Annotated in this window: 13 protein-coding genes; 10 read left to right on the forward strand and 3 right to left on the reverse strand. The window is 59.5% G+C overall.

Annotated elements, in window-relative coordinates; translation table 11 throughout:
• Nucleotides 1-21: 21 nt before the first annotated feature.
• On the forward strand, nt 22-423 hold the full coding sequence (locus tag D4754_RS17835; RefSeq protein WP_067297291.1) for an MbcA/ParS/Xre antitoxin family protein: 402 nt from the start codon (nt 22-24) through the stop codon (nt 421-423).
• Nucleotides 420-1,121 carry an RES family NAD+ phosphorylase gene (locus D4754_RS17840; protein ID WP_067297288.1) on the forward strand — a complete coding sequence of 234 codons (702 nt, stop codon included), beginning with the start codon at nt 420-422 and terminating at the stop codon, nt 1,119-1,121. Before D4754_RS17835 ends, D4754_RS17840 begins: the two co-directional genes overlap by 4 nt.
• 522 nt (nt 1,122-1,643) lie before the next feature.
• Here D4754_RS17840 and D4754_RS17845 read toward each other — a convergent pair.
• Nucleotides 1,644-1,937 (reverse strand): hypothetical protein, encoded by a 294-nt coding sequence (locus D4754_RS17845; protein WP_067297285.1) that lies wholly within the window; start codon nt 1,935-1,937, stop codon nt 1,644-1,646.
• Between the two features lie 176 nt (nt 1,938-2,113).
• Here D4754_RS17845 and D4754_RS17850 point away from each other — a divergent pair, with 176 nt between their 5' ends.
• The 8 genes from D4754_RS17850 (at nt 2,114) to D4754_RS17885 (ending at nt 14,425) form a co-directional block, all read left to right on the forward strand.
• Entirely contained in the window at nt 2,114-6,496 is a 4,383-nt protein-coding gene (locus D4754_RS17850; protein ID WP_121066448.1) for a strawberry notch family protein, read from the forward strand.
• 3 nt (nt 6,497-6,499) lie between these two features.
• Complete coding sequence (locus tag D4754_RS17855; protein WP_067297302.1) at nt 6,500-7,531, forward strand: DUF7146 domain-containing protein; 1,032 nt, start codon at nt 6,500-6,502, stop codon at nt 7,529-7,531.
• A gap of 373 nt (nt 7,532-7,904) precedes the next feature.
• Nucleotides 7,905-8,837 (forward strand): DUF2493 domain-containing protein, encoded by a 933-nt coding sequence (locus D4754_RS17860; protein WP_067296638.1) that lies wholly within the window; start codon nt 7,905-7,907, stop codon nt 8,835-8,837.
• Nucleotides 8,838-8,922: 85 nt separating this feature from the next.
• Nucleotides 8,923-9,180, forward strand: a complete 258-nt coding sequence (locus tag D4754_RS17865; protein WP_067296648.1) for a WGR domain-containing protein — start codon at nt 8,923-8,925, stop codon at nt 9,178-9,180.
• A 50-nt stretch (nt 9,181-9,230) separates the two neighbouring features.
• Nucleotides 9,231-9,461: a DUF6429 family protein gene (locus D4754_RS17870; protein ID WP_067296651.1), complete on the forward strand. Its 231-nt coding sequence runs from the start codon at nt 9,231-9,233 to the stop codon at nt 9,459-9,461.
• Nucleotides 9,462-9,848: 387 nt separating this feature from the next.
• Nucleotides 9,849-10,982 carry a ComEC/Rec2 family competence protein gene (locus D4754_RS17875; RefSeq protein ID WP_067296640.1) on the forward strand — a complete coding sequence of 378 codons (1,134 nt, stop codon included), beginning with the start codon at nt 9,849-9,851 and terminating at the stop codon, nt 10,980-10,982.
• Nucleotides 10,975-13,257, forward strand: a complete 2,283-nt coding sequence (locus tag D4754_RS17880; RefSeq protein WP_161489486.1) for a ThiF family adenylyltransferase — start codon at nt 10,975-10,977, stop codon at nt 13,255-13,257. The genes D4754_RS17875 and D4754_RS17880 overlap by 8 nt, the downstream gene beginning before the upstream one ends.
• Nucleotides 13,250-14,425, forward strand: coding sequence for a patatin-like phospholipase family protein (locus D4754_RS17885; protein WP_067296653.1), 1,176 nt, complete (start codon nt 13,250-13,252; stop codon nt 14,423-14,425). The genes D4754_RS17880 and D4754_RS17885 overlap by 8 nt, the downstream gene beginning before the upstream one ends.
• A gap of 30 nt (nt 14,426-14,455) precedes the next feature.
• Here the strand turns inward: D4754_RS17885 and D4754_RS17890 are convergent, their stop codons facing one another.
• Together D4754_RS17890 and D4754_RS17895 are read right to left on the reverse strand one after the other, a co-directional pair.
• Nucleotides 14,456-15,685: an MBL fold metallo-hydrolase gene (locus D4754_RS17890; RefSeq protein WP_114273189.1), complete on the reverse strand. Its 1,230-nt coding sequence runs from the start codon at nt 15,683-15,685 to the stop codon at nt 14,456-14,458.
• Nucleotides 15,686-16,250: 565 nt separating this feature from the next.
• Nucleotides 16,251-16,520 (reverse strand): hypothetical protein, encoded by a 270-nt coding sequence (locus D4754_RS17895; protein WP_072506879.1) that lies wholly within the window; start codon nt 16,518-16,520, stop codon nt 16,251-16,253.
• Between the last annotated feature and the right edge of the window lie 129 nt (nt 16,521-16,649).

The following is a 16,649-nucleotide window of genomic DNA, read 5'->3' on the forward strand; positions in this document are numbered from 1 at the left end:
ATATGATCTATATTCAGCCCAATGGAGGACGCCATGTACGTCGCAGAGAAAATCCGGGAACCCGCACAGATCAACGCCGTCGCGTTGAAGGCTTACGCGCGCGTGGTCGATGCTTGGGGCCTTAACCTGAACGAAGCGGCTGGCCTTGCCGATATGACGGTGAGCACGTGGAAGCGCGCCAAGAAGCCGGACTTTGCGGGAGAACTGACCAAGGATCAACTCCTGCGACTCAGTGCGGTGATCGGCATCTACAAGTCGCTCGAACTCTACTTCTCCGAGCCGCTCGCGCGAAGCTGGTTCACCCGACCGAACACAGGGCCGCTGTTCGGGGGTAGCCGTCCGGTTGATACCGCCATCGACGGGGGCTTGCCGCAAATTCTCGCGGTTCGGACCTATCTTGATGCATTGCGCGGTGGGGCATGAAGCAGACCGAGATTTCTGATCGTGGTCTCGTTCGTCTCCTGCCCGCCACTTACCACAAGCCGCCATCCCTGCGCGGTCTCGTCGATACCGATGACGAGATGGAGATCCTCGCAGAGATCGAGGGCCTGACCAGCGGCCGCCTTCTGGCCGAACGTGGCCGCAATCCCCATCTGGACCCGCGCGAGCTTGCCTGGCAGCGGCGCAGCCGCGATCTGCGCATTTACGGCGACAGTCATGTCAACGCTGCCTTCACCTATACCCGCGCCGGCGGGAACCGCTTCAACACCGAAGATCGTGGCGCCTGGTACTGCGCGTGGGAGGTGATGGTTTCTGTCAGCGAAGTGGCCTGGCACCGCACCCGTGAACTCGGCTTTACCGGCAGCTTCCATGACAGCGCTCGCTATGTGGAATTGTTGGCGGATTTCATCGGGATCTTCGATGATCTGACCGATGAGCCGGAACACCCAGCGCTGCATCCCGATCCGGCTGTCGGATATCCCGAGGGCCAAAGCCTGGCCCAACATCTTCGCCGGGCTGGATCGCGGGGCCTGATCTACCCCTCAGTTCGGGCTCCCGCGCCGGGCGGGAATTGCCTCGTCTGCTTCGAGCCCCACGCCATCCAGAACGTCCGGCCGGGCGCGTCTTGGGATCTTGTTTGGGATGGGACACCGCACTACTCGCTTACTGCCGTCGGCTGACGAGTAATGGCGCATGCGCTTTTTTGGGGGGGGCGAAGACATGAAACCGGCAAACGGCAACAGGCCGGACGTCACGCATTTGAAGCCGTGTGACCATCAGTTGTTCTTTGAGGCTTTGGACTGAGTCCGCCGGTCTTCTGGGCTTCGTATAGACGCGCTGAGGAAGGCGACGTCTCGGCCCCAAGAGACCACTATAGTTTTCTTCGATGAGGTTGCTTTTCCAGCGTTATGGACGCTCCAACATCACCATTTCCAAAGAACTGAGGGGCTAGCCCCAAGTGGAGGAAGATCTGAAGACGCTGGGTCGAGAGACGACTACGACTTGCGGTGGTTGCCGAAGGCCGATGTAGGCATCTCCCGGCGTCCCGCCGGGCCCAGGTCTTGGTCCTTCGGACAGGAGTTTGACCGAGGCTGATGTCCCGAAGGGCTAATCTGCCAACCTATAGGTTGGCAACTACGCTCGGTTTGCCAAGCCACGGTATGGCAGAAGCTCCGGAAGGCCGGAGCCAGCCGGTGCCGTGCTCACTTGTTCCCGTCGATCCACTTCGACATCAGCCCCTTGTCGCGGAAACATTCGTCCGGCACGGCGCGGCGCTTGATCCGGGCGAGGCGTTCTGCAAAGGCGACCTGCCTTGATGTCGGGCGGCTTTCCTGCGCGCCCGGGTTCATCTTGGCTTGTTCGTCGATCCAGGCACTCAGGGATCGCCGATCTTGCTGAACCTCCCACGGCAGAAGCGTCTGGTTGCGCAGGGCCAGCGCGCGGGCATAGGCGATCTGCTTTGGCGTCGCGGGCAGGGCGTAAGTGGTGCTTTCCATCGGGGATCTCCCTTCTTAGCGTCGCTTTCAGCATAGAACATAACGGGAACAAAATCAAGCCGCCTGCGGAAATCATGGGGTTTGAGAGGAAGAGGAGGGCCGGGGAAGGTCAGGCCTGAGGGTGCCCGAAAGAGGGTGTCCGGGGCTGATCCTGTCCCTCATTCCGGAGTTTCCCGATGACCCATCTCGCCCATTTTGCGACCGAGCGCGCACTTGCGCCTGTTGTCCCCATCCCGTCCCCCGATACGGCCGCTGCGATCTTGAGCGTGGCCAAAGCGCTGCAGACTGATCTGGCGCAAGGTTTCCAGATCGACGCGCTGCGCCTGCGCCTTGAGATGGAGTGCGCCTTTGGCGGCTCTGACGCGACCGGCGCCTGGGACTGGAAGCTGGCCTATGAAGCAGGCGAGGCAGCGCTTGTCCTGTTCCTGCGGAAATTCGGCCGCGCGCTGTTGGCGCGGGCGGGCTCGCCCGCAGCACTGCTGCCGATCCTTGCCAAGGTGTCCGGCCTTTTGCCGACCCACACGCGGCGGTCTGAAGAGATGGAGCGGTTCCAGCAGTTCTCGACGCCGCTGCCCATGGGGCTGGCGGCACTGGCTGCAGCACAGATCACCGCGCGCGATCTGGTGCTGGAGCCATCGGCCGGAACAGGCCTTCTGGCGGTCCTCGTAGAAATCGCGGGCGGCAGCCTCGCGCTGAACGAGCTGGCCGACACCCGCGCTGATCTCCTGCGTCGACTGTTTCCGGGTCGGCCTGTCACTTGCTTCGACGCTGCACAGATCGACGATCATCTCGACGCGGATCTGCGCCCGAGCGCCATCCTGATGAACCCGCCATTCTCGGCGGTGGCGAATGTCGACGCCCGCAGCACTGAGGCGACAGCCCGGCATCTGCGCTCGGCGCTCGCGCGTCTGGCCCCCGGCGGACGGTTGGTCGCCATCACCGGTGCGGGCTTCGCGCCCGATGCGCCCGCCTGGGCTGAGACCTTCGGGCGCCTGACCGAGACCGCGCATCTGGTCTTTACGGGTGCGGTGTCCGGTGCCGCCTTCGCCAAGCACGGCACCAGCTTTGAGACGCGGATTTCGGTCTTCGACAAATGCCGCGGTGGCGAGGCGGGCGGCATCACAGCCGATCTGGCGCGCCCGATATCGCCTGATGTCGCCAGCCTGCTGTCGCTGATCACTACCCATGTCCCCCCGCGCCTCGAACTGGCGCAGGTCGCACCAGCCGGGCAGGGCCCCACTTCCCCCTTCCCGGGAAATCCTGCCCGCACCACGCGCACAGGCATCAGCTCGTCGCGCGCCACGCCTGCAACAGCCCCCACCAACACCGCGGTGCAGATCGAGGCCGCAGACCTCGCCTATACCCTGCGCGATGCAACCGAGGACGGGGCCAGCGCGCGCCTGTCGGATGCTATTTATGAGACCTTCCGTCTGCAGGCGATCGACATTCCCGGAGCGGAACCGCACCCGACCAAGCTTGTGCAATCTGCGGCCTTGGCTTCGGTCGCGCCCCCAAAACCCAGCTACCGGCCCAAGCTTCCAGCCGCCATTCTGCGCGATGGCCTTCTGTCCGACGCGCAGCTTGAGACTGTGATCTACGCGGGCGAGGCGCATGGCGCTTATCTCGCGGGGTCTTGGACCGTCGATGAGACCGGCGACATGGTCTCGGCCGCGCCGGACGATGGCGCTGACGCCGTCCGTTTCCGCCGCGGCTTCTTCCTTGGCGACGGCACCGGGGCGGGCAAGGGCCGCCAGTCGGCCGGGATTGTGCTCGACAACTGGGCTCAGGGTCGGCGCAAGGCGCTCTGGATCTCGAAGAGTGACAAGCTTCTCGAGGACGCTCAGCGCGACTGGTCTGCCCTTGGCCAGGAACGCTTGCTGGTCACGCCGCTGTCGCGTTTTGCACAAGGCCGCGACATCCCGCTCTCCGAGGGCATTCTGTTCACAACCTATGCCACGCTGCGCTCCGAGGAGCGGGCTGCAAAAAAGTCCCGCGTTGACCAGATCGTCGACTGGCTCGGGGCTGATTTCGACGGGGTGATCCTGTTCGATGAAAGCCATGCCATGGCCAACGCCGCAGGAAGCAAGGGCGAGCGCGGCGATGTTACGGCCTCGCAGCAGGGCAGGGCGGGTCTGCGGCTGCAGCACAAGCTGCCGAATGCCCGCGTGGTCTATGTTTCGGCCACGGGGGCAACCTCGGTGCACAACCTTGCCTATGCGCAGCGCCTCGGTCTGTGGGGCGGGGAAGACTTTCCGTTTTCGACGCGGGCGGAATTTGTGCAAGCTATCGAAGCTGGCGGCGTTGCCGCGATGGAGGTCCTGGCCCGCGATCTGCGGTCGCTTGGCCTCTACACGGCGCGCTCGCTGTCCTATGACGGCGTCGAATACGAGATGCTGGAACATGCGCTGACGCCGGAGCAGCGCGGCATCTATGATGCATATGCGCTCGCCTTCGGAGTCATACATCGGAACCTGTCCGCGGCGCTGGAAGCGGCCAACATTACTGGCGAATCCGGCGGCACGCTAAACCGTCAGGCCAAATCCGCGGCACGCTCGGCCTTCGAGTCCGCCAAGCAGCGCTTCTTCGGTCATCTCCTGACCTCCATGAAGACCCCCAGCCTCATTTCCAGCATCGAGGCTGATCTGGCAGCAGGCCATGCTGCCGTCATCCAGATCGTCTCAACCGGTGAGGCGCTGATGGAGCGCCGCCTGTCGGACATCCCCACGGATGAATGGAACGATGTGCGCGTTGACATTACGCCAAGAGAGGCCTGCCTTGACTACCTCGCCCATTCCTTTCCGGTGCAGCTCTACGAGCCCTTCACTGACAGCGAGGGCAATCTGTCCTCGCGCCCGGTCACGCGCGATAGCCAGCCGGTGGAATGCCGCGAGGCGGTGCGCCGCCGCGATGCGCTGATCGAGCATCTGGCAAGCCTGCCGCCTGTGCCCGGCGCGCTGGACCAGATCGTCCAGCGCTTCGGCACCGATCTGGTGGCGGAAGTGACGGGCCGCTCGCGCCGCATCGTGCGCAAGGGCGAGGGTCATTTGGCGCGGCTCGTCGTCGAAAGCCGGGCGGGGTCTGCCAACCTCGCGGAAACCGCCGCCTTCATGGATGACCAGAAGCGCATCCTGATCTTCTCGGATGCCGGCGGCACGGGGCGCAGCTATCACGCCGATCTCGGGGCGAAGAACCAGCGCCTGCGGGTCCACTACCTCCTGGAACCGGGCTGGAAGGCCGATGCGGCCATTCAGGGACTGGGCCGCACCAACCGCACCAACCAGGCGCAACCACCGCTGTTCCGGCCCGTTGCTACCGATGTGAAAGCAGAGAAACGCTTCCTCAGCACCATCGCGCGTCGCCTCGACACGCTCGGGGCGATCACGCGCGGCCAGCGTCAAACCGGCGGGCAGGGGCTGTTCCGGCCCGAGGACAATCTGGAGTCTCCCTATGCCCGCGATGCCTTGCGCCAGCTTTACCGCCGCATCTATCGCGGCGATGTTGCGGGCTGCTCGCTTGGGGAATTCGAGGATGCCACCGGTCTCAGCCTGACCGATGACAACGGCCTCAAAGACGATCTGCCCCCGATCACGACTTTCCTCAATCGCCTGCTGGCGCTGACGATCGACATGCAGGCCGTGCTGTTCTCGGTCTTCGAGGAACTCCTCGACCAGCGAATCGAGGGCGCTATCGCTGCCGGGGTCTACGACCTCGGGCTCGAGACGCTGCGCGCCGAGAGCTTTCAGGTGACGGACGCACGGGTGATCTACACCCATCCCGGCTCCGGCGCAGAAACCCAGCTCCTGACCATCGCGCAAAAGCAGCGCAACACGCCGACCGCGCTCGCTGATGCGCTCGACTGGCTGGACGATCCGAAGGCGCGTTTGCTAGTTAACAGCCGCTCAAACAGGGCTGCCGTGCAGGTGCCCGCGACCAGCTTGATGCTGGACGACGGCACCATCGAACCGCGGCTGAGGCTGATCCGGCCAACGGAGGCCAGCACGGTTCCGGCCCGGATGATGGAGGACACCCACTGGCTCGAAGCCGACCGCGCAGTCTTCGCCGCCGCCTGGACCGCGGAACTGGCCGAGGTGCCGGAATTCACGGAAACCACGCTGCACATCGTGGCGGGGCTGCTGCTGCCGATCTGGAAGCAACTGCCGCAGGACGAGACCCGCGTCTACCGGCTACAAACCGACGATGGGCAGCGCATCATCGGTCGCCGCGTCTCGCCGTCTTGGGTCGCGACCACGCTGGCCGCCGATGCGCCGAAGCTCACGGCGGCGCAGGTCCATGCCCTTGTTCTGGAGGGCAAGACGGTCGTGCGCTTGGCCGAGGGGATGGAGTTGCACAGGTCCCGCGTCATGGGGGTGAACCGGATAGAACTGTCGGGCTTTTTGGGTGCCGCCAAGGACCGGCTCAAGGCAGATGGGTTCTTCTCGGAGATCATCGCCTGGAAGCTGCGGCTCTTCTGCCCAGCAGACTCCAGCGGCATCGCAGTGCTTGATCGTCTGCTTGCACGTTGTCCCGTGACAGGACTACATGCGCGTGGAGGGTGCTGAGCCATGTATTCCGAGACTGAAGATGTGATCCGCGCTCTGGCGGAGAACGCAGAGAGCGTGTGTCGCGCCTACCTTCCCGCCGGACGGCGGGAAGGGTCCTACTGGATCGTCGGCGATTTGCAGAACAATCCCGGCCGGTCGCTCTTCGTGCGGCTGACTGGACCCACATCAGGACCGGGAGCCCGTGGCAAATGGCAGGACGCTGCTGTCGGATTGCATGGTGATCTTCTCGACATCATCCGTGAGCGAACGGGGATTTCCCGCTTTCCCGATCTTCTCACTGAGGCCCGAGCGCATTTGGGCCGCCCCCAGCCGGTCCTCCCGAATACGCCAGTGCCGAAGAAGGCCAAAGCCCCCGGTGGCACACGAGCCGCGGCGGCGCGGCTCTTTGCAGCCTCTATGCCAGTCGCAGGCACGCTTGCTGATACCTACCTCCGCTCCCGAGGCATCACCCAAGGCGGCACGATGAGCGCGCTGCGCTTCCACCCGAAGTGCTGGCATCGGGATGAGGGCCAGACCCGGAGCATCCCCAGACCGGCGCTGATAGCTGCGGTCACCGATGGGGCAGGGGCCTTGCAGGGTGTGCATCGCACCTGGCTTGCGCACGACGGACAGGGCAAGGCGGAGGTCAAAACGCAGCGACGTGCCATGGGTCACCTCCTGGGCAATGCCGTCAGGCTGACCCCGCAGCAAAACATCCTCGTGGTCGGCGAGGGCATCGAGACCATGCTGTCCCTGTCCGAGGCGGCCCCCGGCCTTCCCGTCTGGGCGGCGCTCTCGTCGGGTCACCTCGGGGCCGTCCTGCTGCCAGAGGGATTGCAGCGCCTCTACATCGCGATCGACCGCGATCCGGCCGGGCAACGCGCGGCAGAGAGGTTGAGCGCCAAAGCCACAGATGTCGGGATTGGGTGCCATGTGCTCGAGCCACAACTCGGGGATTTCAACGATGATCTCCGGGCGACCGGCAAAGAGGCGCTGCGCCAGCATCTGGCAGGGCAGATCGGGCTTGAGGATCGGCAGCGCCTGTCAGGCTGAGCAGCATCGCGCAGGGGGCGGTCAGGGGCAGAGGGGGGGGTAGGGGTCCTGCAGTCCTGTCGCGGGTGTGGATCATCACCTTTGCCTCTTGCCGGGTAAATCTCATCCACCCGACACCCGCGCGGCCTTCAAGAGATGGGCAGGCGGCCGTCAAAGGGGACGCCCCATCAAGGGCGGCAGGCAAGCTATTTCCGCCGCTGGGGACGAGCCCCCGCTTTGCATCGCGAAACAAATAGCTTGCCTGCCGCCCTCCTCCACATGCGTTCCGGCCCCGAAAGGCGGGGTGAAGGGGCGTCCCCCATGACGGCTTTCGCAGCCCATGAAGGCCGCGCGGGTGTCGCGCGGTTGAGACAGGCCCGGAGGCAAGAAACCGATGACGATCCACACCCACGACGACGCGTATGAACCCGCCCACACCGCATCCCAGACCGCCCATGCGCTCGACGAGTTGCAGCTTTATGGCTTCCGTCCTTTTGATGAGCCCGATCCGCGCCCGATGCCCGATGGGCAGCGCCTTGCGGTCGCCGTCGCCGACATCTTCGATGCCCTCGTCGCGAGCCTTGAAGACACCCGCATGGAACCCGACCTCGAAGAGGTGCTCTGGGGCCAGGTCAACCTCTTCCACCGCGCGACGGCCCGGATCGAGCGGTCGCTCGATGAAAACGAACAGGCGCAGCGCCGCCTTCAGCGCGAGCAGGACGGCTCCGAGGTGAAATCCACCGAACTCGAGCGCCTGACGGCCGAAGGCCTGACGCTGATCGAACGGCGCAACTGCATGGACATGATGCGCGATCACGCCGCCACCGAGTTCGTCCATCACACGGGATCGTCCTGGCGCCCCCGCACGGGCTCGATGGTGAACCGTCAGCACATGACCGCCGCGCTCATTGACAGCCGCGACTTCCTCGCCGCCAAGCGCCGCGCAGAAACCGAGGTGATGTTGCCCGCAGGCCCCAAGGTTGCCCTCACCGGCGGGACCGACTTCAACGATCACCGGCTGATCTGGGGAAAGCTCGACCAGGTCCGGACCAAGTATCCCGACATGGTCCTTCTCCACGGTGGAAGCCCCAAAGGCGCGGAACTCATCGCCGCCAAATGGGCCGAGGCCCGCGGCGTGACGCAGGTGGCCTTCAAGCCCGACTGGACCAAGCACGCCAAGGCGGCGCCCTTCAAGCGCAACGACGCTATGCTGGACGTGCTACCCGTGGGCGTCCTCGTCTTCCCGGGCACCGGCATCCAGGAGAACCTAGCCGACAAGGCCAAAAAGCTCGGCATCCCGGTCATGAAGTTCGAGAAGGGGGCATGAGCCCCCTTTTCCTCTCGCGGGGAAATCGAGGTGGAAGAGCAGGCTTCCACCTGATATTTTGGAAGAAAGCCTGCTGGATCACGATATGTCTCACTCTGTCGCTCAACTTGAGGTGTTCCCGACCGACCTGCAGATGCGGCGGATCGATCCAGCCTGCAACATGCGGCGGTTTTACCGCATGAGCATTCAGCCCGATCTCTTTGGGGGCGCCAGCTTGGTGCGCGAATGGGGCAGCATTGGCGCGCGCGGGCAGATGATGATTGAGCAGCATCCAGATGAAGGGCGCGCCGTAACCGCGCTGATGAAACTTGCGGCGATAAAGAAGCGGCGGGGTTATGCATGATGCGCGGCCGCGGTTCGAAAAGCGGGCAGACACAGGAAAACGAGGGGGAGATGGCACTCGACACTGACAAGATCGATGATGCGGCTCTCGCGATCCTTAGCCTGACGCTGCATTACGGCGATCAGGTCTGGAAGGGAATCGATTGGGCCATCACCAACCGGCTTTTCGAGAAAGGCCTGATTTTTGATCCCAAAAACAAGGCGAAATCGTTGAGCCTGACCCCAGAAGGGGTCGCGCATGCGCGGGAAATTCTCGCGCGGGAGTTCAGCAAGGCCGAGTGACGGGCGGCTTTGCGGGACCTTACAGTCGTTCGCTGCATCTGCGCGCAATTTGCTCGCATCCGCATTTGCAGCATCAGCAACGCGCAGGGCGGCAAGCGGGCGTTCGCTGCGCTCCCGTCGAAAATCACCTGTCCTTCTGAAAGCAGTCATTCATTTGGGCGTAGAAACCAGTCGGCCGATCGGATGATCCGCCGCACTACACCGAGGCGCCTCCAGCAGAATCAACCTTGAAGCTGTTGGAAAGCCAGAGGGAATAGCCGAAAATCCCCGTTCTCTCTAACCCTACATCTTGTATCATGTTGCCTCAACCGCAATATCCGTAGTATGCTTTTGGTGAGCTGTTGCGTCAGCGATGGTGCGTATTATTGACCAATACTGAGGCAAACAATGTTTGATGAACCTAAGGTGATGTTCTGGCCAGTCGGCACAGGGGATAGCACAACTGTTGTCGTCCAGAATGGCATTGTTTTGCAGGTTGACTTGCGAGATCTTCATAGCGCTGGCGATGCAGACGATGATCATGCTGCCTTGGTCGACAAACTCGTAGAAAACCTCCCCACAGTGAACGGCAAACCATATCTTTCAACCTTTGCTTTGACCCACCCTGATAAAGATCACATTCAGGGCTTCCACGATTTGCTTGATCGCGTCACGATTGGCGAAATCTGGTTTACCCCGCGCGTCTTCATCGAGAACGATCAGGATTTGTGCGATGATGCAGTAGCCTTCAAAGAAGAAGCCGAGCGCCGTGTTCAAGAAACGATCAACTCAGGTGGTGACGTTGGCGCAGGTGATCGGGTCAGACTCATCGGATACGATGCCCTTCTCAAAGAAGATCACTTCGTCGGCTTCCCGGAAGATCGCCTGACTGTTCCTGGCAACTCGATAACAGAAATTGACGGTGTCGATTACGAGGGAGACTTCAACGCGTTCATCCATGCACCATTCGCGGAAGAAACTGATGGTGACCGCAACAACACAAGCCTTTGCATGCAGGTTGTTCTGGGTGATAACCCTTCCAAAGGGGGCGTTCTCCTGTTCGGCGACATTGCCTACCCGCGTCTGCGCAAGATCATCGACAAGACCAAGGAGGCTGGCAACGAGGAGTACCTCGCCTGGAAAGTGTTCCTTGCACCGCATCATTGCAGCAAGTCGGCCATGTACCAAAAGGAAGGCGACAAAGAAGTTCTCAAGCAGGATATTCTTGATGATCTGGCGGAGTATCAGGTTGATGGCGGCGTGATTGTCGCCAGCAGCGAAAAAATTCCCTTGCAGAATGCATCTGGCGAAAATCCACCGCACGCAAAAGCGAAGAAACGCTACGAAGAAATCGCTGATGGAGGTTTCCTCTGCACTCACGAGGATGGAGAAGACGGAGAGCCCCTGGTCTTTGATGTTTCCGACGGCGCGCTAGACGCTCCAGAAGTTGCGCAAGCGGCCGCTGCAAGGAAACTTGCCGATGCGGTTGATGATGCGCGCGGATCAGACAGCCCGCCCTCGGAACAGGTCGGGTATGGCTGATTTCACGACGAGAGGGCAACAACTTGCACTCGACCAACTCCAAGATATCGCGGCAGCCAGCGATGATACGATTGATATCGTTGACGTAAAGCCACCTGCTGGCCAAGGCCTTTCTCTTGTTATTCGCGTGTCTATTGATACGAGCGGATACGCTTATGAAGATGGCGGCTTCGACTATAGAAGGCGCGAGCCGCTGAACATTTTCGTGTCGCCGCATTTTCCAGTGGAACCGCCAAGGGTCTACTTCGCACACAAGCGCTTTCTCGGGCGCGCCCATGTGCAGTGGGGTGACTACCTCTGTTTGTACCAGGCAACGGATGTCGAATGGGCATCGCAGGATGGAATGTTTGGCCTGATCAAACGTCTGGACGATTGGCTGCGTGATGCTGCCCGCAATCAGCTTGACCCGGAGGATGCACCTCTTCACCCGCCAGTTGAATACACTTCCTCCGACATCAAACTTGCGGTCGAGATCGATGCGCCAGAGATTGAAGATGGGAAATCCTTCTGGCTTGGAACAGGAAAACTAACCAGACGGAATGACCATTGCTTTGATATTTCAGAATGGTCCGAGACGCCGAGCTCGCTGCCGAAGGATGAAAAGTTTGCCGCAGTCGTGCTGCTCAATCAGGCCATGCCGATGGAGTACCCTGACACGATCAGCAAACTCATCACGACGCTGGAAGCTCGCGGAGTTCCCTTCGATCTGCTGTTCTCAATCCTGAAAATATTTGCCCTGTGCCAACCTGATAACGAACCGCTCTACTTCATTCTTGGCGCGCCCATGAGGCGAAGAGCGGCGGATGAGCCATTACGACAGCACCTCAGCGCCTGGAAGATGGATGCGGAGTATGTCAAAGCTCTCCAGGGCATAATTCTGGAAGAGAATACCGAGGCAACGCTGGAAGCCTGGAAGGTCGTTCTTGAGTGGGCAACCGAAGCCAAGACCGAATGGTGCCGCGTCTACGATAACCGTCCCGAGGTTACCTTTCGTCGGGACCAAGGCACCAAAGCCAGCTGGTTTCTTGGCAAGAAGATTGCGCTGTTGGGTTGTGGCGCGCTCGGCTCTCATATCGGTGAATACCTCGCTCGCGCTGGAGCCGAAAAAATTCGCCTGGTCGATTATTCAGCCGTCAATGCTGGCATCCTTGTTCGGCAGCAATTCCGAAACTATCAAGTCGGTTACTCAAAACAAAGCGCCTTGTCTGTACAGCTGCGTGCGATCAACCCAAAGGCAGACATCGATCATGAATTCGCCAACCTAACAAAAGGTTGGCCAGAGGCACTTAATATCAGTGATTTCGATCTTGTCATCGATGCGACGGCGTCAAGACGGGTTGCCACCGCCTTGCAGCTTGATCTGACAAAGCACAATGATGTGCCGCCGATGCTACGATGCGCGATCAGCGCAAATGCATCAAAAGGTATCGCCACTTTGAACATGCCTGGTTCAGCTTTTGGCCCTGCCGACCTATTGCGTCGCACCAAAGTCGCCGCAATGTCTGATAGCGGTTTGACAGATTTCGCCGAAGCGTTTTGGCCATTCGATCAGCACGAGCGAGGGTTTCAACCCGAACCAGGTTGCTCCGAGCCTACCTTCGTGGGATCAGCTGCAGATATCGCCTTTTTCGCATCCTCATTCTTCAACTTTGCAGCTTCGGCCTTGAGGGAGGGCGGTGACTCAAAGGCAACAGCATGTTTCGTTCGTGTGTCACATGATGACGGCTCAATGTCCTCGCATCTTGTCCCGCTTTGCCAACCCAGTATCCACGTCGAGGCTCATCATGGATACCGCGTCCATCTCTCTCATCGCGCGCAATCAGCGATAGACAGTGAGATCAAGTCAAACGCCCGTACGGGCAGCGCTAAGGACGAAACTGGGGGTATCCTCCTTGGCGAAATTGATGATGCGCTGGGAATAATTTCGATTGATGTGGCCACAGGACCGCCGCCAGACAGCAAAAAGTCTCCCGAGCTTTTTGAGTGCGGCATTGAAGGGACGCACGCGCTTTGTGAATTCCACGCAAAAGAAAGCGGCAACTCAACGAAGTTCGTTGGAGTCTGGCATACGCATCCTGTTTCCATACCAAAGCCAAGCATGGTAGATCTTGGCGCCATGGCGCAGATACTCCATCTACAGGAAAAGACGCCGCGTCATGTTGTGATGCTGATCGTTGGTCATGCAGCCACGCGTCCGACCTGGCGCTTTCATCTGTTCAGGCGCAATGAATTTCAAGTCGTTACCCTTGCCGCTGGGGAGAGTGTCGATGAGTAGCAAGTCTTTCAAATTCGGACTTGCGCTATCAGGCGGTGGCTCGCGAGCGGCAGCGTTTCATCTTGGATGTATGAGGGCTTTGAATGATCGCGGCATTCTCGATCAGGTCCTAACGCTTTCCACTGTATCCGGCGGAAGTGTGATTGGCGCGCTTTGGGCATACTCGGACGATAGTTTCGAAGAATTTGATCAACGCATGCAAATTATTCTGCGCAAAGGGCTGAAAAAGGGGATCATCCGATACACCCTCTTTTCTGGCGAAGCGCCGAAGATCGTTGGGACGATCTTCACATCAGGCGTTCTCGCGGCGCTATGCTCGTCGGCAAGGCTTCTGATTTCTGCGCTTGGGCTTGTCGGCATCAAACATGCGAGCCTGGATTCATTGAAGCTACGTCTTCAAGCACCGCTTCCCAGATTTGCGAGCAGAACAACAGCCTTTGCACGATTTCTTGACGATGAGTATTTCAAGGGAACCCTCCTCAAGGGGGTCAAACGCCAGAACCTGAAAATCATTATCAACGCGTCAGAGCTCAGAACCCAATCGGCATTTCGCTATGGCTCAATGGAATCTGGATGTTGGAGATTTGGAACGCTAACCGAAGACACGTTAGTCGCAAAAGCTGTTGCGGCCAGTGCCTCGTTTCCAGCCATCCTTCCAGCTTTGGATGAACAGCAGCGCTACATAAAGCGCGGTGAAACGGCCACGCATCGAACAATCGTCAGTGACGGCGGCGTCTATGATAACCTTGGGACGAGTTGCCTCATCCCTAAGCGCGATAGCAGTTTTAGCACGAATGTGAATGAGACTGATTTCATTATTGCCTGCGTCGCAGGCCAGGGCATTCCCGATGGTTCCTCGCTACCATATTTTTGGCCGTCCCGAATGATCGAGACGATTAACACAATTCATCGTCGGACTCATTCAATAACATTCGATCTCTTGCACCGTCTCAAGGAAAGCGGTGAGATTAAGGGTTTTCTTTTGCCGTATCTTGGGCAGAACGATGCTGCCCTGCCGTGTCCGCCCCCTGACCTCGTAGCGCGTGACAAGACGTTTGATTACCCAACGAACTTCGATCCGATGTGTCAGGAAGACTTGGAGTTGATCGCAAAGCGTGGTGAACAGCTCACCAAAAACCTAATCGAGACATATCATCCTGATCTTTGAAAGATTGATTGGCGCATAGCCAGCGCCGTCCTAGTCTCGGTGAAGTTCAAAATGGGCCCAGTAGTGATTCACTTTATCGACTTGGACAGGTCGAAATGGCCAGAGATCACGCAAGACATCTGCATGCGGATGTCCAAAACTGCGATGCCCAGGATCCGAGCTAAAGATACTGAGCCCGGGTTCGATCATGGATGCAAGGCCGGTAAACCAATTGTTCTTTGAGCCATGATGGGGCACTTGAAACACTGTCGGCTGGAAAGATCGTTTGTGTCCCAAATATCCGACCAAAGACTGCCATTGATGGTCCGTACTTAGATTACCATCACCCGTATAGATAACTGAGCCGTCAAATTTTTCCTCGAACCACGGCCAGTTGGTCCGCCAATGGCCGATGGGACCTCCATATAAGAATAGGCTAAGATCGTTGAGCTGAGACTTCGGGAATGTCCGCACGTAATGATCCTTCAGTTCCCGTAGCGCATCCTTGCGATCATTGTCGGAGCTGTTTAGGAGGGCATCGCGCAAATCATTCACTCGCTCGACAAACCTCGCTACGTTCTGTGGCCTAGTCGTTGGATCGTTGTAGGGCACGAATTCCCAGAGGCTAGGGATGAACGCCGTGCCACGCGGATGCATCATCAGCATTTGGTAATGATGCCTTGCGCCTGACAGATATGACATCCATTCGGCCATCCAGTCTTGGTCGCCTTTCTCCTGGCGGATCTCTGCTTCGGCTTCAATCTTCAACGGCAGATCGCCATCAGGGTCAAAGTCAGGCTCGCCGCCCCCGTCCGGATCAGCTGGTCCGTCACCATCAGAAAACGGCACAAAGACGATTTGATTGAACCCGTCACCGGCTTGATCGACTAAGTATTGCGCTGGGTCGGTATAGAACGCAAATTCGGGATCGTCAGGTTCGAGCCCCTGCGCATATCCGATGGCGAGCCGGTGCCAAAGCGGGGCCCAAGGCAGCATGAGGGTGCGCGTACCCACATCGTTGAGCAACTTCACCATCCCGCTGATATGGTCAGCGTCAAAATGAGAAATCACAACAAGATCTAGCCTGCGTCCATCTACGCGGCTCTGGAACTTACCAAGAGCGTTCCTCACCAGCCGTTGTGACGAGGATGTGCCGCAATCATAAACCCATTGAAAATCCGGTCTCGAATGATGGTTAAAAGATGAACCAAGGGTAAGCCGCCCTGCGGAAAATAAGCCTTGGCCTACTGGGTGGAAACGATACTGGACATGTATTTTCATCAATAACCTTCAAAAACTTGCAACTATTTTCTGTGACTCCAGACTAGCAACTTTTCCAGCCAACCCAATAGGCCAATCGTGACCGATTGCATGACTCTGCAAGTTGCTGTGAAGCTCACCAATGACCGGAAGTGGCGCGCTCCGGCGGAACGTGGTTGGATGGATGTTGAGCCTTGCACCGATGACCGCTTTGGTTCGCTGCGTTTGCGAGATTGATGGCATGGTTGAAGGACAGGTTTGGGCCGAACACGATGCTGCACCTGCGAAATAGGCTTCCATGCTGCGATGTGCGTGACTGTAATGGTGAAGGTTTCGACATGGGCAAGCCCCGTAAGCGGGGCCGGGCTGCTGAGGCTCCGCCCTGAATTCTGACCTTGCTGTATTCCTGTGCCAATACGTCTTGGCCTGTCTCATCCTGAGCCATCCCAAGACGTTTGCCACATGGTCGCCTTCACGATCCGCTTTCAGCCCTGACGGGTCTGCATCCCTCTTGCAAGGCGGACGCTGCCGCCGGGCGAAGCCGAGGGGCTTTAGTCTTCGCCACCTGGCATAAGATTCAGAAGGGCTATGCGTCTGGCTTCTGGTCGAACAGAATAACGTGCGCGCCTTCTTCACTGTCAGGGTTGCCTACCAGCACGAACGGCATATCCGACCCGTTCTTCTCGTAGAGACGGCGGTATTTCATCTGGCCGCTGAGCGGATCGCGCACTTGGTCATAGCGAAAGCTGTGCTGAACGCCGTCTTCGATCCAGGCCTTGACGCCATCGGGGGTCACCAGTGCAAGCGGCGCGCCGTCAAGCAAGATTGTCTCGCCAACGTTGAAAATCTCTTTCATCTCATGGGTCTCCTATCGGTCTTCTTTGGTAGCGTTACAAACCGTCGTCGCCTTTGCAACGATCTCTGCCCCGCGTGTTCCCTCTCTCGGTGTCATTGCCCCGGATCACAATCGTGTCCTGCTCCGGTC

Origin of the sequence: Chachezhania antarctica, assembly GCF_003646465.1 — a bacterium.
Classification (GTDB): domain Bacteria; phylum Pseudomonadota; class Alphaproteobacteria; order Rhodobacterales; family Rhodobacteraceae; genus Chachezhania; species Chachezhania antarctica.